20 protein-coding genes are annotated in these 18380 nt (G+C 69.9%); 7 read left to right on the forward strand and 13 right to left on the reverse strand.

From position 1 onward, the window contains the following. Window positions 1-4 precede the first annotated feature (4 nt). Genes BST11_RS16450 through BST11_RS16475 form a run of 6 tightly spaced genes read right to left on the reverse strand, consistent with a single transcriptional unit; the run spans window position 5 to window position 5583 of the window. On the reverse strand, window positions 5-1537 hold the full coding sequence (locus tag BST11_RS16450; RefSeq protein WP_083138996.1) for an acyl-CoA synthetase: 1533 nt from the start codon (window positions 1535-1537) through the stop codon (window positions 5-7). 19 nt (window positions 1538-1556) lie between these two features. After that, window positions 1557-2429 carry an enoyl-CoA hydratase-related protein gene (locus BST11_RS16455; RefSeq protein ID WP_083138997.1) on the reverse strand — a complete coding sequence of 291 codons (873 nt, stop codon included), beginning with the start codon at window positions 2427-2429 and terminating at the stop codon, window positions 1557-1559. A gap of 18 nt (window positions 2430-2447) precedes the next feature. Then, a complete protein-coding gene (locus BST11_RS16460; RefSeq protein ID WP_083138998.1) occupies window positions 2448-2684 on the reverse strand; it encodes a lipoyl domain-containing protein in 237 nt (78 codons plus the stop codon). Then, a complete protein-coding gene (locus BST11_RS16465) occupies window positions 2677-3681 on the reverse strand; it encodes an alpha-ketoacid dehydrogenase subunit beta (RefSeq protein WP_083138999.1) in 1005 nt (334 codons plus the stop codon). The genes BST11_RS16460 and BST11_RS16465 overlap by 8 nt, the downstream gene beginning before the upstream one ends. A 14-nt stretch (window positions 3682-3695) precedes the next feature. Beyond that, window positions 3696-4661, reverse strand: a complete 966-nt coding sequence (locus BST11_RS16470; protein WP_083139000.1) for a thiamine pyrophosphate-dependent dehydrogenase E1 component subunit alpha — start codon at window positions 4659-4661, stop codon at window positions 3696-3698. 58 nt (window positions 4662-4719) lie between these two features. Beyond that, a complete protein-coding gene (locus tag BST11_RS16475; protein WP_083139001.1) occupies window positions 4720-5583 on the reverse strand; it encodes a mycofactocin-coupled SDR family oxidoreductase in 864 nt (287 codons plus the stop codon). A gap of 209 nt (window positions 5584-5792) precedes the next feature. On the opposite strand from BST11_RS16475, the gene BST11_RS16480 reads away from it, so the two are divergent. The 3 genes from BST11_RS16480 to BST11_RS16490 all read left to right on the forward strand — a co-directional run bounded on the left by BST11_RS16480 (window position 5793) and on the right by BST11_RS16490 (window position 7918). After that, complete coding sequence (locus tag BST11_RS16480; protein WP_083139002.1) at window positions 5793-7013, forward strand: CaiB/BaiF CoA transferase family protein; 1221 nt, start codon at window positions 5793-5795, stop codon at window positions 7011-7013. Between the two features lie 39 nt (window positions 7014-7052). Further along, a complete protein-coding gene (locus tag BST11_RS16485; RefSeq protein WP_083139003.1) occupies window positions 7053-7445 on the forward strand; it encodes a DUF302 domain-containing protein in 393 nt (130 codons plus the stop codon). A 206-nt stretch (window positions 7446-7651) separates the two neighbouring features. Continuing rightward, window positions 7652-7918, forward strand: a complete 267-nt coding sequence (locus BST11_RS16490) for an ANTAR domain-containing protein (RefSeq protein ID WP_067319744.1) — start codon at window positions 7652-7654, stop codon at window positions 7916-7918. An 89-nt stretch (window positions 7919-8007) separates the two neighbouring features. Here BST11_RS16490 and BST11_RS16495 read toward each other — a convergent pair whose 3' ends face one another. Beyond that, the gene (locus BST11_RS16495) at window positions 8008-8754 is read right to left on the reverse strand and encodes an IclR family transcriptional regulator (protein WP_142276394.1); all 747 of its coding nucleotides are present in this window, start codon (window positions 8752-8754) and stop codon (window positions 8008-8010) included. Window positions 8755-8819: 65 nt separating this feature from the next. On the opposite strand from BST11_RS16495, the gene BST11_RS16500 reads away from it, so the two are divergent. Continuing rightward, the gene (locus BST11_RS16500; protein WP_083139005.1) at window positions 8820-10160 is read left to right on the forward strand and encodes an FAD-binding oxidoreductase; all 1341 of its coding nucleotides are present in this window, start codon (window positions 8820-8822) and stop codon (window positions 10158-10160) included. Beyond that, complete coding sequence (locus BST11_RS16505) at window positions 10160-10954, forward strand: DAPG hydrolase family protein (protein ID WP_083139006.1); 795 nt, start codon at window positions 10160-10162, stop codon at window positions 10952-10954. The genes BST11_RS16500 and BST11_RS16505 overlap by 1 nt, the downstream gene beginning before the upstream one ends. A 54-nt stretch (window positions 10955-11008) precedes the next feature. On the opposite strand, the gene BST11_RS16510 is transcribed toward BST11_RS16505, so the two are convergent. Then, a complete protein-coding gene (locus BST11_RS16510) occupies window positions 11009-11446 on the reverse strand; it encodes a DUF6941 family protein (RefSeq protein ID WP_067319737.1) in 438 nt (145 codons plus the stop codon). A gap of 192 nt (window positions 11447-11638) precedes the next feature. Next, the gene (locus BST11_RS16515; RefSeq protein ID WP_083139021.1) at window positions 11639-13324 is read right to left on the reverse strand and encodes a DUF4407 domain-containing protein; all 1686 of its coding nucleotides are present in this window, start codon (window positions 13322-13324) and stop codon (window positions 11639-11641) included. A 209-nt stretch (window positions 13325-13533) separates the two neighbouring features. On the opposite strand from BST11_RS16515, the gene BST11_RS16520 reads away from it, so the two are divergent. Continuing rightward, a complete protein-coding gene (locus BST11_RS16520; RefSeq protein ID WP_083139007.1) occupies window positions 13534-14091 on the forward strand; it encodes a hypothetical protein in 558 nt (185 codons plus the stop codon). Window positions 14092-14156: 65 nt separating this feature from the next. Further along, entirely contained in the window at window positions 14157-14585 is a 429-nt protein-coding gene (locus BST11_RS16525; RefSeq protein ID WP_083139008.1) for a type II toxin-antitoxin system Rv0910 family toxin, read from the forward strand. A 15-nt stretch (window positions 14586-14600) separates the two neighbouring features. Here the strand turns inward: BST11_RS16525 and BST11_RS16530 are convergent, their stop codons facing one another. From BST11_RS16530 to BST11_RS16545, 4 genes are all read right to left on the reverse strand, one after another. After that, window positions 14601-14849, reverse strand: coding sequence for a hypothetical protein (locus BST11_RS16530; protein WP_083139009.1), 249 nt, complete (start codon window positions 14847-14849; stop codon window positions 14601-14603). A 103-nt stretch (window positions 14850-14952) separates the two neighbouring features. Further along, a complete protein-coding gene (locus BST11_RS16535; RefSeq protein WP_083139022.1) occupies window positions 14953-16698 on the reverse strand; it encodes a molybdopterin-dependent oxidoreductase in 1746 nt (581 codons plus the stop codon). Window positions 16699-16992: 294 nt separating this feature from the next. Continuing rightward, window positions 16993-17472, reverse strand: coding sequence for a nuclear transport factor 2 family protein (locus tag BST11_RS16540; RefSeq protein ID WP_083139010.1), 480 nt, complete (start codon window positions 17470-17472; stop codon window positions 16993-16995). 8 nt (window positions 17473-17480) lie between these two features. Continuing rightward, a complete protein-coding gene (locus BST11_RS16545; RefSeq protein ID WP_083139024.1) occupies window positions 17481-18362 on the reverse strand; it encodes an LLM class F420-dependent oxidoreductase in 882 nt (293 codons plus the stop codon). Window positions 18363-18380: the final 18 nt, after the last annotated feature.

Consider the following 18380-nt stretch of genomic DNA (forward strand, 5'->3'; position numbering starts at 1 on the left):
TCGTTCAGACGATCCGTGACGTGCGTCCCTGCCAGTAACGCTCGCGGATGCGGCGCTTGTAAAGCTTCCCGTTCGGGTCGCGGGGCAGCTCGGGGTCGAAATCGACTGTGCGCGGGCACTTGTAGCCGGCCAGGTGAGCCCGGCAGTACGCGATGAGCTCGGCCTCCAGCTCGGGCCCGGGCGCCACGCCGTCGACCGGTTGCACGACGGCCTTGACTTCCTCGCCGAACTCCTCGTCGGGCACGCCGAACACCGCGGCGTCGACCAGCTTGGGGTGCATCACCAGCAGGTTCTCGGCCTCCTGGGGGTAGATGTTCACCCCGCCGGAGACGATCATGAACGTCGAGCGGTCGGTCAGGTACAGGTACCCGTCGGCGTCGACGTAGCCCATGTCGCCCAGGGAGCGCCAGCCGCGGTCGTTGTAGACCGACGCGGTCTTGACCGGGTCCTTGAAGTATTCGAATTCGGGTCCGCCCTCGAAGTAGAGCTCGCCGGACTGCCCGACCGGAAGCTCGCGCCCGTCCTCGCCGAGAACGTGGACCGGGGACATGGGTATGCCCACCGAACCGGGATGGGCCAACCACTCCTCGGGGCCGATCGTGGTGCCCGCGAACCCCTCTGTCCCGCCGTAGTATTCGTAAATGATCGGCCCGAACCAGTCCATCATCCGGTGCTTGACGTCGACCGGGCAGGGGGCCGCGGCGTGCATGACGCACCGCAGGCTCGACACGTCGTAGCGGCGCCGGACGGCCTCGGGCAACTTGAGCATCCGCACGAACATGGTCGGCACGAACTGGGCGTGGGTGACCCGGTGGGCCTCGATGAGGCGCAGCACCGCCTCGGCGTCGAACTTGCGCATCAGGATCGACGCGGCGCCAACGCGGTTGACCCCCATGGTGTAGTTCACGCCGGCCGCGTGATACAGCGGTGCGGGGGACAGGTACACGCTCGACGGGGTCATACCGTACTTGTGGATCAGCGCCATCTCGAGGACCGCCTGGGCCCAGGAGCCGTTGTCGGTGGGCAGCGGCCGGCGCACCGCCTTGGGCCGCCCGGTGGTGCCCGACGAGTACAGCATCTCGCTGCCGTCGGACTCCGGAAAGTCCCAGCCGGCGGTGGCCAGCGCGTCGCGATAGGAATCCCAGCCGGGCAGCGACCCGCCGACGCACACCAGGACGTCCAGCCGGGGGTTGGACTCGCGGAGTTTGCCCGCCAGCTCGGCGAACTCGAAGTCGACGAACAGGGCCCGCGCCTCACAATCCTCCACGATGTACGCGACCTCGTCGACCGTGAGGTGGGTGTTGACCGGCGTGTAGTACAGTCCCGAAAGCTGGCATCCCCAGGTGATTTCGAGGAATTCCGGCCGGTTGCCGACCAGCAGCGCCACCGCGTCGCCGCGCCGGAGGCCCGCCGCGTGCAGCAGCGCGGCGACGCGCCGGCTCCTGCCGTGCAACTCGGCGAAGGAGACGGGGTCGCCGTCCGCGACGACGAGGGCCGGCGAATCCGCGGCCCCGCTCGCGTGGTCGGCGATGTTCACCCGTAAGTCCCCGGAAGGCTCACGCCGTTGTGCCGCCGTCGGTCTGGGCGGCCGCGGCCGCCTGGCGCCGCGCCTGCTCGGACGGCAGCACCTTGTCCTTGAACACGGTCTGGATCAGCTGCTGCACGTCCTTGCTGATCGAGGCGAGCGCGACCAGGTCGTTGGAGCTCTGCCAGTGCACGCGCATCCCCATCAGTTCCCACGCGCGTTTGAGGTTGGCCTTGGTGGCCAGCAGCGTCGTCAGCGGCGCCTGGGCGATGTGGCGGGCGATCGCCTCGACGCGGGCGTCCAGTTGGTCGCGGGGGACCACCTCGTTGACCAGGCCGACCTCCAGCGCCCGCTGCGCGTCGATGACCTCGGCCAGGTACAGGTAGTAGGCCGCGCGCCGCCAGTTCATGAAGATCCATGGCTCGATGGAGCATTCGCCGGAGGGCATGCCGAAGCCCTGCAAGGGCGGGTACGAGAAGTAGGCGTCCTCGGCGGCGATGACGATGTCGGTGGTCAGGCCGTAGTGGGTGCCCCCGCCGACGCAGTACCCGTGCACCTGCGCGATGGTCGGCTTGGAGAACTCCCACAGGTTCAGGGTCGGCTTGACGAACAGGTCGGTCTGCGGTTTCCACGGCGTGCCCATGACCTTCGCCCCCTCGACGAACGACGGGTAGTCGACGGCGTTGTTGCCGATCGCGTGCCCCGAGCAGAAGCCCTTGCCGTTGGCCTTGAGGACCAGCACCTTGATGTCGTAGTCGCGGTCGGCGTCGAGCAGCGCGGCGTCGACTTCCTCGGCCAGCTTCTGGTCCTGGGCGTTGGCCTTCTCGGGCCAGTTCAGCGTGACCCGGGCGATCGGGCCCTCCTTTTCGTAGATGATTCTTTCGCGGGTCTCGTTGAGGTCCATGCGCGTTGCCTTTCCGGTTTATGAAGTGATGACGCCGATTTCGGCGCCGATGTCGTAGGTGGTCCCCACCCGTCCCGTCCATTGCACGATGCCCGACGCCCCGGCCTCGATCTCCTGTTCCGCCTTCTCGGTGGCGATCACGTAGATCGGCGTGCCTTCCTCGACGCGTTCGCCGGCGTCGACGAGAAGGCCGGTGAGTTCGGCTTCCGAGACGGCCACCGACACCCGCGGAATGCGGATCACGAAGTCAGCCACGCACTTTGGCCCTTCGTGTCGACAGGGTGCGTTGCGCGGCGGCGACGATGCGCTCCGGTGACGGGTAGACCTGCGCCTCGAGCGCCGCGGCGGCCGGGTTCGGGACGAACCGGGCGCCCACCCGCTCGACCGGCGCGGACACCTCGCCGAACAATTCGGCCTGCAGGATCGCGGCGATCTCGGCCCCCGGGCCGGCGAACTGCACCGCGTCGTGCACGACCACGGCTCTGGTGGTGCGCCGGACGGATTCGAGGATCGTCTCGACGTCGAGCGGCACCAGGGTGCGCAGGTCGACGACCTCGGCGCTGACGCCGTCGGTGGCCAGCGTGTCCGCGGCCGCCAGCGCGTCGTGCACGCTGCGGCCGTAGCCGATCACCGTGACGTCGGTGCCGGCCCGCTTGATGTCGGCCTGGCCCAACGGAATCGAGAATCCGGGTTCGACGGGCACCGGCCCCTTCCTGCCCTGCAGCCGGATCGTCTCGACGAACAGGCAGGGATCGGGGTCGAAGATTGCCGCCGTCAGCAGGCCTTTGCCGTCGCGCGGGGTGGACGGCACGATGACCTTCATCCCGGGGATGTGCATGAACCAGGCTTCCAGGCTCTGGGAGTGCGTGGCGCCGGTGGCCAGGCCGGCGTAGACCTGGGTGCGGACGGTGATCGGCGCCGTCGTTCGCCCCGCGGTCATGAACCGCAGCTTGGCGGCGTTGTTGATCATCTGGTCGGCGGCGATGCCGATGAAGTCCATGATCATGATCTCGGCGACGGGCAGCATCCCGTCGATCGCCGCGCCGATCGCGGCGCCGACGATCGCGGCCTCGGAGATGGGCGTGTCCAGGACCCGGTCGTGGCCGTACTTCGTCGACAGCCCCGCGGTCGGCCCGGACGCGCCGGGATCGGCGATGTCCTCGCCCAGCAGGAAGACTCGCTCGTCGGCCTGCAGCGCCTGGTCGAGCGCGAGGTTCAGCGCCTCGCGCATCGTCATCTCTTGCTCGTCCATCAGTCCATGAGTCCTCAGACCGGGAATCCGATCGGTGTTGCGTACACGTCGGTTTCGAGCTCCTCGATCGACGCGGGCGCGGCCGCCATCACCGCGCTCAGCGCCGACTCCACGGTAGCCACCGCGTCCTCGTCGATGCGGTCGAGCTCGTCCGCGCCGCAGATTCCCGCTTCGGCGAGGTGGGCGCGGAATCGGGGCACCGGGTCGGCCGCCATCGCGGCGGCCAGCTGTTCCTTGGGGATGTAGGGCATCCGGTCACCGAAGTAGTGGCCGCGGAAGCGGAAGGTGACGCACTCGATGAAGGTGGGGCCGCCACCGCCGCGGGCCTTCTCCAGCGCCTCCTCGAGCGCGGATTCGACTGCCAGCGGGTCGTTTCCGTCGACGCGGACGCCCGGCATGCCGTAACCGGCGGCCCGCTCGACCACGTGTGCGAGCTTCATCGTGTCCGCGGTCGGCGTCATCTCGGCGAAGAGATTGTTCTGGCAGACGAACACCAGCGGCAGGTCCCACAGCGCGGCCATGTTGGCCGCCTCGTGAAAGGAGCCGGTGTTGGTGGCACCGTCGCCGAAGCTGACCACCGTAACGCGGTCGAGCCCTTTGCGTTTGGCGGCCAGCGCCAACCCGACCGCCACCGGCGGCCCGGCGCCGACGATCCCGGTGGAGAGCATCACGCCCTTATCCGGGTTGGCGATGTGCATGGTGCCGCCCTTTCCCCGGCTCGCGCCGACGCTGCGCCCCATCATCTCGCCGTAGATCTCCTCGAGCGGGACGCCCTTGCCGATCAGGTCGTGCAGGCCGCGGTAGGTCGTCACCAGCTGGTCGTCGGGGCGCAGCGCCACCCCCATCGCGGCGGCGATGGCCTCCTGGCCGCGCGACGGCCAGTACACGCACATGAACTCCCCGGTGCCGATGCCCTTCGACAGCCGGTCGTCGGCGCTCTTCATCAGGACCATCAGTTCGTAGAGTCGGCGCTCGCTCATTACGATCCCCCGGTTATCTTGTGGCCCAGGCCCATTCGCGGCTCCGGAAGCCGGGGCATCAGGCGCCCGACCACGGCTTGACCTTGAGGAAGCCGCCCCCGTCCACGCGCAGCTGCTGGCCGGTGATGTAGCGGGCCGCGTCGGAGGCGAGGAACAGCACGGCCTCGCTGATGTCCTCGGGCTCGACGTAAGGGATGGGCATCGCCTGCACCACCGGGAAGACGGGTTCGGCGTCCTCGCGGGCCGGATCCTTCAGGTCGGGCCGGAACGCGCGGTACATCGGCGCGCTGTGCAGCATGTCGGTGTTGACATTGGTGGGATGCACCGCGTTCATGCGGATGGAGAACTTGGCCAGCGCCAGCGCGAAGTCGTTGACGTAATGCGCGGCAGCGAGTTTCGCGAACGCGTACCCGGCGCCGCCGGGTCCACCATCGATGCCGGTGGTGTTCAGAGACGACATGAACGCGGCGTTCGACCCGATCACGATGATCGACGCCCCCGCGCGCAGGTGCTTGAGGCTCGTGTGGACCAGGTTGAGCACCCCGACCAGGTCGACGTCGACGGCGTCGGCGAAGGCCTGGGGCGGGAGGCCGGCGGTGAGCGGGCAGATGCCGGCGTTGGCGACGACGACGTCGAGGTGGCCGAACTCGGCGACGCCCCGATCGATGGCGGCGGCCAGGGCGACCCGGTCGCGGACGTCGGCGATCGCGGTGTAGGCGCGCCGGCCCTCCTTCTCGACCAGGCGCGCGGTCTCGTCGAGGTCCTCGGGCCGGGCGAGCGGGTACTCATTGGTCTCGATGTCGGCGCACACGTCCACCGCGATGATGTCGGCGCCCTCGGCGGCGAGCAGCCGCGCGTGCGAACGCCCCTGCCCGCGGGCGGCCCCGCTGATCACCGCCACCTTGCCCGTCACCCTGCCCATCGCGCGCCCTTCGCGCCGGTGCCTATCGGAACGACTCGCATTGGGGGCCAAGGCCATTCGCTCCCGACGCGCGCAGAGCGCATCGACTGCACCGGGATCTTGATCGGGATCGGACCAAGGGTCGGCTCCATCGCATGGCTTTCAATGCCACTTAGAGTAGCTAGAATATCTAAAATAGCAAGAAATGGTGCGCGCCCGAGGGGGTTCCTTTGACCGGTGTTCTGGCTGGGGTCCGGGTGGTGGAGTTGGCGTCGTGGACCTACGTGCCGTCGGCCGGGGCCGCGCTGTCCGACTGGGGCGCCGACGTGATCAAGGTGGAGGGCGTGGCCGCGGGGGATCCCGGGCGCGCGCTGGTGGTCGGCGGCTTCACCCGCGAGGCGGCCCGCCCGGACGCCGACTTCATCCTCGAGTTGGGCAACCGCGGCAAGCGCAGCATCGCCATCGACATCAAATCCGGGGCGGGCCGCGCGTTGTTCGGCCGGTTGTTGGCCAGTGCCGATGTGTTCCTGACCAATTGGCTGCCCGGGGCGCTCGAGCGGGCCCGGCTCACGGTCGACGACATCCGCGGGTTCAACCCGAAGATCATCATCGCGCGGGGGACCGGGCTGGGGGTCCGCGGCCCGGACCGCGATCGCGGCGGCTTCGACGCCGCCACGTACCTGGCGCGCGGCGGGGTCGCATACACGCTCACCCCGTTCGGCACCGACACCCCGGCCGTCCAGGGCCCGGCGTTCGGTGACCTGCAGGGCGGGGCGACGCTGGCCGGCGGCGTCTGCGCCGCGCTGTTTTACCGCGAGCGGACCGGCGAGCCGACGATCGTGGACTCCTCCCTGCTGGCGCAGGCGATGTGGTCGATCGCGCCATCGATCTCGGCGGCCGATTTCTTCGACATCGACGGCATCCCGGGGGCACCGCCGGGGCTGGCGATCAACCCCCTGGTGAATCGATACAAGACCAAGGACGGCAGGTGGATTCAGCTGGTCTTCCTGCAGCCCGACAAGTACTGGGCCGGCTTCTGCGAGCGCATGGGCCTGCCGGAGCTGGCCACCGACGAGCGATTCGTGCCGTCGGCCAACCTGATCGCCAACGCGGCCGCGGCGACCGAGATGGTGGCGAACGCCTTTGCCCGCCATGACCTTGCGCACTGGCGGCGGGTCCTCGCGGACGAGCCCGGCGTGTGGGGCGCCCTCGCGACACCGCGGGAGACCCTCAACGACCCGCAGGTCGAACCCAACGGGTACGTGGTGACCAACGTCGACGATCACGGGGAGAAATACCGGATCGTCGCCGCCCCGGTCCAGTTCGACGAGACCCCGCCCGCGCCCGCGCGCGCCCCCGAACACGGGCAGCATACCGAGGAGATCCTGCTCGAGCTCGGCGTCGACTGGGACGAGATCGCCACCGCGAAGGACGCCAGGGCGATCCTCTGAACCGCCCGGACCGCCGGCGCACAGGAGTAGAACGGCCTTATGGATATCGCAATTTCGAAGTCGCTGCAGACCTCTTTCGAGGACGCGGTCGCGCGGACCCGCGAGGCACTCGCCGCGCAGGGCTTCGGCGTGCTCACCGAGATCGACATGAAGGCCACGCTGAAGGCCAAGCTCGGCCACGACATGGAGGACTACGTGATCCTCGGCGCCTGCAACCCGCCCCTGGCGCAGCGCGCCGTGGAGGCCAACCGCCAGATCGGGCTGCTGCTGCCGTGCAACGTCGTGGTCCGCGCCGACCCCGACCGCGAGGGCACCACGCTCGTGGAGGCGATGCACCCGGGCGTTTTGGTCGAGGTCACCGGCGAGCCGTTGCTGCGCCCGGTCGCCGAGGAGGTCACCGACCGGCTGCAGGCGGCCCTCGACGCGCTCTGACGCGGGTCGCCCGCCGAAACGGTCCCGAAACGGTCACAAGCCCATACCGATGCGGGCCGCGGTCTGGCACACCGCGTTCGGCCCGCAAATCATTGCACAGGGGCGCCTTCTTCGAGAGTTGCGGGCGCAACGATGCGCACCGCGCGGATTCTCTTCCGCTCGCACGTGGCGGATTTCGTTCGGGCGTAACAGGAGGGATCGACAGCATGACTTCGTACGGCCCGAACTCGGGTCGAATTCTCGACACGGCTCGGGGCATTCTCATCGGCCTTCGCCGTTGCCCGTCGCATGTAGCGTTCGACGAATTGCACAGTGCCGCAGTGCGTCACAAGGTGCCGGTGTTCGCCATGGCCTGGGCGCTCGTCCACCTGGCGGGCGAGGGAGAGAAGACGCCGAGCTTCGTCGACGCGCAGTCCGCGGCGCGCCGCGAGTGGGGTTCGCTGTTTGGCAGGTCGCCCGCGGCCACCTGTTGATGCGGGTTAGGAGGCGTGGCGCGGCCGGGGTCCTGGGGGGTACCGCGGCCGCCGCCATTCCGCGCCACCATCCGCCGATCATCGCGACCTCAGCGCCTCCAGGCCGGTGAGTCGGCCGCCGCGCGCAACGCCGCGAGGATGCGCCGCTCCTTCTCGCGGAAGCGCTCGGTGGGGATCGGCACCGAGATCGCGACCACGGCGTCGCCCGCGGTGCGCCGCGCGATGGCGGCCGCGGAGATCCCCGGGGTGTGCTCGTCGCGGTCGAAGGCGATACCGGTGCGCCTGATCTCGGCGATCTCGCCGCGCAGCGCCGCGGCGACCCGGGGCCCGAGCCGGGACAGGGCGGCCTCCGCCTCGTCCCCGTCGAGGGCGGCGAGGGCGGCCTTCCCGTTGGCGGTCGACTCCAGCGGGAAGCGAACGCCGACGGCCGAGACCGCCCGCAGGCGGTGCGCGGATTCGATTTGGTCGACGAACCACATCTTGTGCCCCCGCAACACCGACAGGTCGACCGTCTCGCCGTCGGTGGCGCGCGCCACCTTCTCGATCGTCGGGCGGAAGGCCGCCGCGATCTGCGCCCCGTCGGCCCTCCCGAAGCCGAGCAATCGCTCGCCGAGCGAATACCGGCCCCGCGCATCGACATTGACCAGGCCGACCTCGACCAGGCCGACCAGCAGGCGCCGGGCGGTCGACTTGGCCAGCCCGAGCCGCTCGCCCAGGTCCACCAGGCGGAGCCGTCCCGGCTCCGCGGCGATCTCGTCGAGCGCGGCGGCGGCCCGGCGCAGGACCTGGATGCCCTCGTCGCGATTGGGCGGAAAATTTTCTCCCGCTTCCGGCACAATGCCACTATAGTGTTCCGCATTACGGATCACAAAGATCCGAAGTGCGGATCAAAGGGGATTCCATGGGCGCGCTACCGGCCGGGCGGCATTTTTTCCGCGACGACGACGGGTACGAGGCCGCCCGGCGCCGCACGGTGTGGCACCAACGGGTGCCCGAGCGCTATCCCGAGGTGATCGTGCAGGCCGCCGGCGCCGACGACATCGTCGCCGGCCTCCGCTACGCCAGGACCCACGGGCACAAGGTCAACCTCGTGTCGGGCGGGCACAGCTTCGCGGCCAGCCACCTGCGCGACGGCTCCGTTTTGCTGGACCTCAGCCGCCTCGACCACGCCGACATCGACGCCGAGAGGGGCCTGGCCGTCGCCGGTCCCGGCAAGGGCGGCAGCCTGCTCATGGCCGACCTGGAGGCGCAGGGCCTGTTCTTTCCCGGTGGCCACTGCAAGGGCGTATGCCTGGGCGGCTACCTGTTGCAGGGCGGGTACGGCTGGAACAGCCGCATCTACGGCCCGGCGTGCGAGAGCGTCATCGGCCTGGACGTGATCACCGCCGACGGCGAGCAGGTCCACTGCGACGCCGACAACCACCCCGACCTCTACTGGGCCGCCCGCGGCGCCGGGCCGGGCTTCTTCGGGGTCGTCACGTCGTTTCACCTGAAGCTGTACCCGCGGCCGGCCACCTGCGCCACCAGCGTGTACGCCTATCCGTTCGAGCTGGCCGACGAGGTCTTCACCTGGGCCCGCGAGGTCGGCGCCGAGGTCGACCCCCGGGTCGAGCTGCAGGCCGTCGCCTCGCGCGGCGAGCCCAACATGGGCATCGACGTTCCAGTCATCACGTTCGCGTCGCCCGCGTTCGCCGACTCCGACGCCGAGGCCGAACGGGCGCTGGCCCTGTTCGGCACCTGCCCGGTCGCCGACAAGGCGCTCGTCAAGGTCCCCTATATGCCAACCGATCTGCCCACCTGGTACGAGGTGGCGATGAGCCACTACCTGTCCGACCATCACTACGCGGTGGACAACATGTGGACCTCGGCGCCGGCCGAAGAGCTGCTGCCGGGCATCCGGGCGATCCTGGAAACGCTGCCGCCGCACCCGGCGCACTTCCTCTGGCTGAACTGGGGCCCGGTGCCCCCGCGCCAAGACATGGCGTACAGCGTCGAGGCCGACATCTACCTGGCGCTCTACGGCTCCTGGAAGGACCCGAACGACGAGGCGAAGTATGCCGACTGGGCGCGGTCGCACATGTCGGCCATGTCCGGGCTGGCGGTCGGCATCCAGCTCGCCGACGAGAACCTCGGCCAGCGTCCGGCCCGGTTCGCCAGCGACGAGGCCATGGCCAAGCTGGACCGGGTGCGCGCCGAGTACGACCCCGATGGCCTCTTCAACAGCTGGATGGGACGAATCTGATGGCCGGCGAGAAGTATCTCGGTTACCGCGGCGACGACGCGAACACGCCGTGGGGCAAGTTCTTCAAACCCGAAATGGCGCCGCTGCCAACGCATGTCGTCGAGGCGCTGCAGCACGGTCCGCAGGGCGAGATGGCGCTGTTGGCGTTCGACGACGCCGCGAGCGTGGCCGACGAGGGGTACCAGCAGACCGAGAACGGGTACGGGGTGCTCGCCGACGGCGGCTACCACGTATCGGTGCGCACCGACATGCCCGGGGTCACCCCGGCCATGTGGTCGTGGTGGTTCGGCTGGCACGGCAGCGACAGCCGCCGCTACAAGCTGTGGCACCCGCGGGCGCATTTGTCCGCCGCCTGGAAGGACGGCAAGGACGACCTCGGCTATCTCGGCCGCTGGTCGATGATCAGCGAGTACATCGGCTCGTCGCTGCTCAACGGGGCCATCCAGTTCGTCGCACCGCAGGAGCTGGGCTGTCCCCCCGACGCCGACGGCGCGGTGGCCATCTGCGCCCGGCTCGGCTCGGGCGACGCCCCGGTCGACGTCGGGTGGTTCATCCACCACGTCCGCTCGACGCCGGGCGGCGCCGAGATGCGGTCCCGGTTCTGGATGGGCGGCGCCCACGTCGCGGTGCGCAAGGCCCCCGGCATCGCGTCGAGGGCGGTGCGCCCGATTGCGGCTCGGATACTGGGCGCACCGGAGTCCACGGCGCGCAACCTGCTGGTGCACTGCGCCCAGGAGATGAACCACCTGGCGAGCTTTTTGCCCGAACTCTACGCCGCCTTCGGCGACGGCTAGGTCACGAAAAGGCAACGGGCGACGCACTTTTGACCGAGCGCACCCGGCGCGAGGTCAGGCCGGGTGCGGCGCGCCGAGGACGACGAACGCCTCCACCGCGGTGGCCTGCTCGAAACCCTCGACCTCCACGCGCCACTCGTACATCCCCGGCTCCAAAGGGATTCCGGCCGGGATGTTGAGGGTGAGCGGCATGCGGACCGCGGTGCCGTGGATGGCCCCCGGCGGCCGTCCCGCCTCGGCCGACGCCTCGAACGAGATCTTCTGGGCGCCCTGTGCGCCCATCACCACCACCGGGTCACCGTCGGTGGTGAGCAGCTGGCAGGTCAGCTTGTGCGGTTTGTTGGTCTCGTCCCAGTCGATGTCCAGGAACAGCACCAAAGCGAAAGGGGGCGTGGGTGTTTGGCACTGCCGCCACCCCAGACCGAGGGCATGCACCTTGCCGGATTGGGAGTCGGCCTGCGCCGCGTCCGCCAGAAACAGGCTGATCTTCATGCGCCCGCCGGCACCACGGTGGCCACCAAGGTGCTCACCGCGAGAACCTGCCCTGCCATTGCCGCCGCCTCACGACCTCCACCGGATCCTTCCCCGACTCCCGGAGGATCATACCTTCGCGTGAATCGCGACCGCGGCCGCGCACCCCTGCGCCCGGATGCTCGGCCTCAGTCCGCGTTTCACGCGCCGCGATCAATCGCCCGGAGGTAGCTGCCGCGGGCCCTCGCTCGCGCGCAGTTCGCCGGCCTCGTCCCGCCGTGGCAACTCGGGCCCACGGTCGCAACCCGCCACCGCGCGCGCCGACGGGCGGTGGCGGTGGCCCCCGACCGGGCGGGGGGTCTCGCGCCGACGCTCGTCGCGCCGGGACTCCGTCGGTTCGGCACCGGGGCCGGCGGTCCCGGTGGTTTCCGAGTTGACGGTCAGCCTTCGGGTGCGCTTGAGGGAAAACCTGATCACGTGGTCCTCTTCGAAGACCTCCTCGATGACCCCCTCGAAGGCCTGGCGCGCGGTCCGCAGCGGGTGGGTCGTGTTGTCGACCACCCGCGCGACCAGGGGCGGCACCAGCGGGCGGATCCAGCGCGCCGCGGCCTTGGTGGCGTGCGGTATCGACGGGATCGCCGGGATCGGCGGCGTCGCGCGCTCCTCGTGCGGTTCGACCGCGGCGGGCTGCTCGACCGGCGCGGGCAGGTTCACCGGGGGCTCCGGTGGAGGCGCCGCGGCGATCGCGCGGCTGGCGGCCTCGGCCTCCGCGGCGATCGGTAGGTAGATGTCGTCGTCGGTGGAAGGGGCGGCCGGTCCCTGCCCCATCGCCCGGGAAGGGGGCACCGGCGCCTCGAGCGCCTCGGCCACCCGCCGCCGTTGCCGCTCGCGGTCGATCTCGGTCTGTGCCTCGATGGCCAGCCTGGCCTGGGTGAGTTGGTGCTCGGCCCACAGGATTTCCGCCTCGCGGCGGACCTGCGCACGCTTGATCGCGATCGCGGTGTCGGCCTCGAGGTCGGCGCGTTCGCGGTCGGCGAGTGCCGCCTGTCGGCGGTCGCGGCTGGTCTCGGCGCGCCACCGCCGCAGGATCAGGGGCAGCAGGTACAGCAGCGCGCAGAACGCGATCGTCACCAGCCGCAGCGCCATCGCCGCGGCGCTGGCGAGGGTGAGGCCGTTCATCGCGACCCAGCGCGCGCCGAGGCCCCGGTCGGCGTCGGCGACAGCGGCGTCGCGCGCCTGGGTCAAAGCGTGCTCCTCGCGCGCGACGGCGGCGTCCAGCTCGGGTGCCCGACCGTCCCGCGCCGCGAGCGCGTCATCCAGCTCGCGCTGCGCGTCGGCGAGAAGCTCGTTGGCCGTTCGCGTTTCGGGCCCGGCGCCGGGGACACCGGTGATCCGGGTCTGCGGGCACGGCGGGGTGGGGGGGTACTCACAGCGCGCGACGACCAAGGCCCGGTCCTGATGCTCGCGGGCCCGCTCCACCGCGCGGTCGAGCCCGGCGCGCGCATCCCGGGCCTGCTGCAGGGACGCCGACGCCCGCCCCACCGCCGGCGCCGAGTCGGCGCTGCGCAGTGCCCGCTCGTCGAGGCGGTGGTCGATCGAGCGGGCGAAGATGACCAGCGCGGCGAGCTCGCCGACGGCGACGCCCAGCGCCACCGCGACGGCCGCGCGGCCGGCGGTACCGGGCCGGCCCCGGTCGGGCGTGGCGGCGGCGCGCGTCACCGCGCCCACCAGCAGCCCGAAGACGAGGGTCGGCGGCGCGACGGCGAGCAACGACCAGCGTTCGCCCTCGCTCACCGCCACCGCGGCGACGAGCCAGGCCAGCAGCGCGCCGATCATCACGACCGCATCCGCCCCGGTTTGGGCGGGTGAGCGGGTCTCAGCGATTCGTCGGGCACACATCAGCTCCAAACACCTCCCAATCGGTCAAGCCTCCCAGGCCGCGGGCCGACACACCGAATCGAAGCGCCCCGCGTGTGGCGCGGTTCACAGCGCAACGCGGCGTGAGGGGGCGCGAGGGGATGGATGCGGGGCCGCGTCCGGCGCGAAAATGCTGCGACGCGAGCGGATCAGCGGTCGTTCCGGCGGGGAACGTGAGACGGTATAAGCCTATGCAAAACCTGAGTTATGTCACCTACGAAGAGTTCGGCCGCCGGTTCTTCGAGGTCGCGGTCACGCCCGAGCGCGTCGCCGCCGCGTTCGCCGACATCGCGGGCAACGAGTTCGCCATGGAGCCGATCGCGCAGGGCCCCGGCGGGATCGCCAAGGTCAGCGCCAACGTCAAGATCCACGACCCGAAGGTGACCCGGCGGCTGGGCGACGAGATCACGTTCGTCGTCCACATTCCGCTGTCGATCGACCTGCTGTTGGACCTCAGGCTGGACAAGCAGCGGTTCGTGGTCTCCGGCGACATCGCGTTGCGCGCCACCGCCCGCGCCGCCGAGCCCCTCCTGTTGATCGTCGATGTCGCGAAACCGCGGCCGTCGGACATCACCGTGAACGTCTCGTCGAAGTCCTTCCGCGGCGAGGTGCTGCGCATCCTGGCCGGCGTCGACGGCGAGATCCGCCGCTTCATCGCCGCCTACGTCGCCGACGAGATCGACTCGCCGCAGTCGCAGGCGGCCCAGGTCATCGACGTCGCCCACCACCTCAAAGAGGCCTGGCCCTAATGGGAACCGACCGGCGCGCCGGTGCGGGGTTTACCGGTTCGGCGCGGCCGGGTAAGCGGTGAGGCGTGGCACGAGTAGATGTTTCGATGTCGTCGGACGTGGACCCGGACACCGCGTGGAAGCTGGCGTCCGACCTGCGCCGTTTTGACGAGTGGATGACGATCTTCGGCGGCTGGCGCGGACCGGTCCCGTCGACGATCGAGAAGGGCACTCGGGTCTCGTCGTGCGTCAAGGTCAAGGGGTTCCGCAACATCATCCACTGGGAAGTCACCCGCTACGACGCGCCGAAATCGATTGAGCTGCAAGGCCGCGGCCGCGGCGGGATCCGCATCGCGGTCACGATGACCGTCACCGGCACCGATTCGGGGTCGGATTTCCACCTGACCGCCGACCTGAAGGGCGGCCTGCTCGGCGGGCCGGTCGGGCGCCTGGTCGCGCGGGTCCTGCGATCGGACGTGCGCAAGTCGGTGAACAACCTGGCCGCCCTGGGATAGCCGTCACCGTAGCCGTCACCGGCCGATGTTCCGTGCGCGCTCGGCGTCGCGGACTCGCCTGCGGTCCATGGCAAGCCACGCCAGGCCGCCGCCGAACGCCAGCAGTCCGACGATCGCGGCGGCGACGCCGGGGCCGGCCGCCCCGAGCGCAAAATTGGCCACGCAAACCACGAAGGCCACCACCGCGGCCGCGACGACGACGAGGCCAGGCGACCACACCGAATCCCGTCGATCCACCACGCGGCCGTGCGCGATCTGCCTCATAAAGGTCTCCCGAAGGTCTCGGATTCGTTCTCGCCACTTCCTGGCGGCTACCCGAAACACCCTTGGCGGAAACGACTTCGGCGCGGCGGTGAACCGGTGTGCGCTACAGCGTCTGGTGTCGACCGAAGTATTTGTGGTCCTCGCTGTAGCCGCCGTAACCGCTGCCGATGTCGCGGTAGTCGGCGACGAACTCGATCCCCTTGATCCACTTCACCAGCTTGAAGCCGTGCTGCAACTCGTTGCGCAGCCGCAGCGGCTTGCCGTGCATGTAGGGCAGCGGGTGGTCGTTCATGTTGAACGCCAGCATCGTCATGTGGTGGTCCATCTGGCCGATGTGGTGGGCGTTGTAGTAGATGCCGCCGGTGGCGCCCAGGCCCATCGAGTAGAACACCGCCCACTTCGCCTCGGGCAGCGGCTTGACGATGTCCATGATCGTCTTCATCTGCACGCCACCCCATTTGGCGACGCCGGACCACGCCTGGATGCAGAAGTGCTGGCTGATCTGCTCGTGATAGGGCAGCGCCTTGAGGTCCTCGAGCGAGAACTCCATCGGGTTCTCGACGAGGCCGTAGACCTTCAGCCGCCAGTCCTTGAAGTCGTCCTTCTCCAGTTCCTTGTACTCGACGGTCTCGGGCAGGCGGCCGTTGCGCCAGTGGTGGGGCGAGATGTCCTTTTCGGTGAAGGCGCCCGGCTTGGGGTCCAACTGCTCGAGCAGGCGCTGGAACGGGCCCACGAGGGCGTACCCGACCCGCTGAACCACCCGCGGGTGCTTGATGGTGAAGGGCGTGGCCCAGACCCACGCGATCGCCGTCACCACCATCGCGAGGGAGAACATGCCGAAGCCGATCCAGCTGTTGTCGTCGCGGGAGGCGAACATGTGGTTGAGATTCCGCAGCGCCTCGGTCGTCAGGACCATCGTCACGTGCACCACGATGAAGAACAGGAAGTACACCAGGACCACGAAGTGCAGCGACCGCGCGTGCTGGATGCTGAGCCGCTTGCTCAGCCAGTGGACGCGCTGCGACAGCGCAGGCGACATCCCCAGCCCGGTGATCAGCGCGGCCGGGGCGGCGATGAAGACGGTGGTGAAGTACGCCAGCAGCTGCAGGCCGTTGTAGGCGACCCAGCCGTTGTCGGTCGGCCAGTCCAGCGACATGTACTGGATCGCCACGGACAGGGCGTTGGGGAACACGTCCCAGTTGGTCGGCACGATGTGGCGCCACTGCCCGGTGGCGAACAGCAGCACGTAGAAGACGGCCCCGTTGACGAGCCACAGGACGTCGACGCCCAGGTGCCACCACCGGGCCAGCCCGATGGAGTGCCGGAAGCCGGGCAGTCCGAGTTGCGGCGGCAGCGCGACGGTGTCGGCGTTGGCGGTCCACAGTTCGTCGTCGGGCACCGGCGGACCCACCCGCAGCCACTCGTCCTTGCCGGGAGTGGCGTTGCGGCTGAAGTAAAGCCGGGGATGGTCGCAGAGGATCTGGATCCCGGTCCTGATGATGAACATCATCATGAACAGGTTGAAGAAGTGGGTCCAACCGATCCACGCCGGAAGCCCGGCCGGCCCGGCGCTGGCGACGTCGCTGCCGGGGTGGCGCGCGATGAACTCCTGCACCGCGGGCACGTTGTGCAGCCCCTTGCCGATCGCGACCGACGCGATCAGGAGCGCAAACCCGATCGGGATCAGCCACAGCAGGTTGAACCACCTGTCGCGGCCGACCCGCAGCTTGGGGGCCGTGGCGCGTCTGGTGAGGTCGAAACCGCCGCCGTAGGCCTCCACGTCGATGGTGTCCTCGGCGGTGTGTATTTCGCTGCGGTAGTCCGGATCGGATGTCAGCGGCGTGCCCACCGCCAACGTCGAAATCGAGCTGTTTTCCACCGGGTCAACGTGCTTGCTTTCGGCATGCGTCACGGCCTCGAAAATACACGAAAACACCCGAATAAATCCAAGTTTTATTTGGAAAAAGGGGCGGGCGCGCGCCGCACGTGACCGTGTGGTCGCCGGAAATAGTTGCCCGCGGGCAGAATCCGCAGGTGCGCGGGAATCCAGTTCCGTAACTGCGACAAAAACGCGACGTTCGAGCCGCAAAATCGGATCTGTGCGGGTCACTGTGAGTTTGCTGACAACTTCAGGCCGTGGCGGCTACCCCGACCCGCGCGGCCGCAGCCGTCGCGCCGGCCGGGTCTCAATGGCGTTGATGGTCAGGGCCCGGCGGCTGATCCGCCAGCCCTCCGGGGTCGACCGGTAGTCGTCGTCGTAGCGCAGGTGCCAGACCACGTCGATCAGGTCCTCGAGGTTGTCGCCGCGGTGGCTCCAGTGGTGGGCGATGCACGCGACACGGCCGCGCGCGGTGCCGGCGCGCACCCCTTCGGCGTAGACCTCGCCCACGATGGCGTGCTCCGTGCGGGTCACCGCGGCGACGGCGGCGACCGCGGCGGCGATCGCCTCGGTGCCGCGGTGGCAGGTGACGGGCTCCAGCACGCCCGGCGGCTCGGGCACTTTCAGCTCGGCCGCCGCCGTGAAAAGCATTGCGACGGAGTCGAACTGGCGGTCGTCGACGCCGGCGGCATACCGGTGCACCAGGTCGTGCAGCGCCATGCGATCGTCGGCTGTGAGCGTCATCGCGGGGCTTACGCGCTCAGGGCCAGCCGTTGCGCACACGCCGACAGGATGTCCTTGGCCTCCTCGATGTCGGCGGTCGGCGGCGGCGACAGCACGATCCGGTCGACGCCCTGGTCGGCGAGCGCGCCCGCACGCTCCGCGTCGATCTTGGCGACGGTGTGCCCCAACGACACCTCGAGGGCCGCGGGGTCGCGGCCCGCGGCGGCCGCCTCGTCGCGCATCAGCGCGATCAGCGACGCGAGTTCCGGGCCGGCCACACCCAGCGGCTGCAGGCCGTCGCCGAGGCGCCCTGCCCGGCGCGCCGCCGCCCGGCTGTGCCCGCCGATGTGAATCGGAAGTCGTTGCCCGGCAACCGGTTTGGGGTAGCACGTGACGTCGTCGAAGTCGAAGAACTCGCCGTGGTGCGACACCCCCTGCGGCCGGTCGGCCCACAGCGCCCGCAGCACGGCCAGCTGTTCGTCGGCCCGACGGCCCCGCGTCTCGAAATCCACGCCGCAGGCCTCCAGTTCCTCCCGCAACCAGCCCACGCCCACGCACAGCCGCAGCCGCCCGCCCGAGAGTGCGTCGACCGTGGCCGCGCGTTTGGCGAGCACCACCGGATGGTGGTTGGGCAGCACCAGCACCCCGGTGGCCAGGCCCAGGCGGCCGGTGTGGCCGGCCAGGAAGGCCAGCAGGTCCAGCGGGTCGGGGATGGGGCAGTCGGCGGCCAGGCCGACGCGCCCGGAGCTGGCGTAGGGATAGACGCTGTCGTAGCGGGTGGCCAGGACCGTGTGCTCGACCGCCACGATCGACTCGAAGCCGCACCGTTCCAGGTGGCGCGCGAAGGCCGCCATCCATTCGGGGTCGGCCGTGACACCGGTGGCGACCGGGGCCAGCACCCCCACCTTCAGAGCAGCCTTCATGGCTCT

Origin of the sequence: Mycobacterium alsense, assembly GCF_002086635.1 — a bacterium.
Classification (GTDB): domain Bacteria; phylum Actinomycetota; class Actinomycetes; order Mycobacteriales; family Mycobacteriaceae; genus Mycobacterium; species Mycobacterium alsense.

Excerpts from the sequence above, each read along its gene's own strand:
- BST11_RS16455 (WP_083138997.1), bottom strand. The coding sequence starts at position 2,429 with ATGGACCTCAACGAGACCCGCGAAAGAATCATCTACGAAAAGGAGGGC.
- BST11_RS16465 (WP_083138999.1), bottom strand. The coding sequence starts at position 3,681 with ATGGACGAGCAAGAGATGACGATGCGCGAGGCGCTGAACCTCGCGCTC.
- BST11_RS16470 (WP_083139000.1), bottom strand. The coding sequence starts at position 4,661 with ATGAGCGAGCGCCGACTCTACGAACTGATGGTCCTGATGAAGAGCGCC.
- BST11_RS16475 (WP_083139001.1), bottom strand. The coding sequence starts at position 5,583 with ATGGGCAGGGTGACGGGCAAGGTGGCGGTGATCAGCGGGGCCGCCCGC.
- BST11_RS16485 (WP_083139003.1), top strand. The coding sequence starts at position 7,053 with ATGGATATCGCAATTTCGAAGTCGCTGCAGACCTCTTTCGAGGACGCG.
- BST11_RS16490 (WP_067319744.1), top strand. The coding sequence starts at position 7,652 with ATGACTTCGTACGGCCCGAACTCGGGTCGAATTCTCGACACGGCTCGG.
- BST11_RS16500 (WP_083139005.1), top strand. The coding sequence starts at position 8,820 with ATGGGCGCGCTACCGGCCGGGCGGCATTTTTTCCGCGACGACGACGGG.
- BST11_RS16505 (WP_083139006.1), top strand. The coding sequence starts at position 10,160 with ATGGCCGGCGAGAAGTATCTCGGTTACCGCGGCGACGACGCGAACACG.
- BST11_RS16510 (WP_067319737.1), bottom strand. The coding sequence starts at position 11,446 with ATGAAGATCAGCCTGTTTCTGGCGGACGCGGCGCAGGCCGACTCCCAA.
- BST11_RS16515 (WP_083139021.1), bottom strand. The coding sequence starts at position 13,324 with ATGTGTGCCCGACGAATCGCTGAGACCCGCTCACCCGCCCAAACCGGG.
- BST11_RS16520 (WP_083139007.1), top strand. The coding sequence starts at position 13,534 with ATGCAAAACCTGAGTTATGTCACCTACGAAGAGTTCGGCCGCCGGTTC.
- BST11_RS16530 (WP_083139009.1), bottom strand. The coding sequence starts at position 14,849 with ATGAGGCAGATCGCGCACGGCCGCGTGGTGGATCGACGGGATTCGGTG.
- BST11_RS16540 (WP_083139010.1), bottom strand. The coding sequence starts at position 17,472 with ATGACGCTCACAGCCGACGATCGCATGGCGCTGCACGACCTGGTGCAC.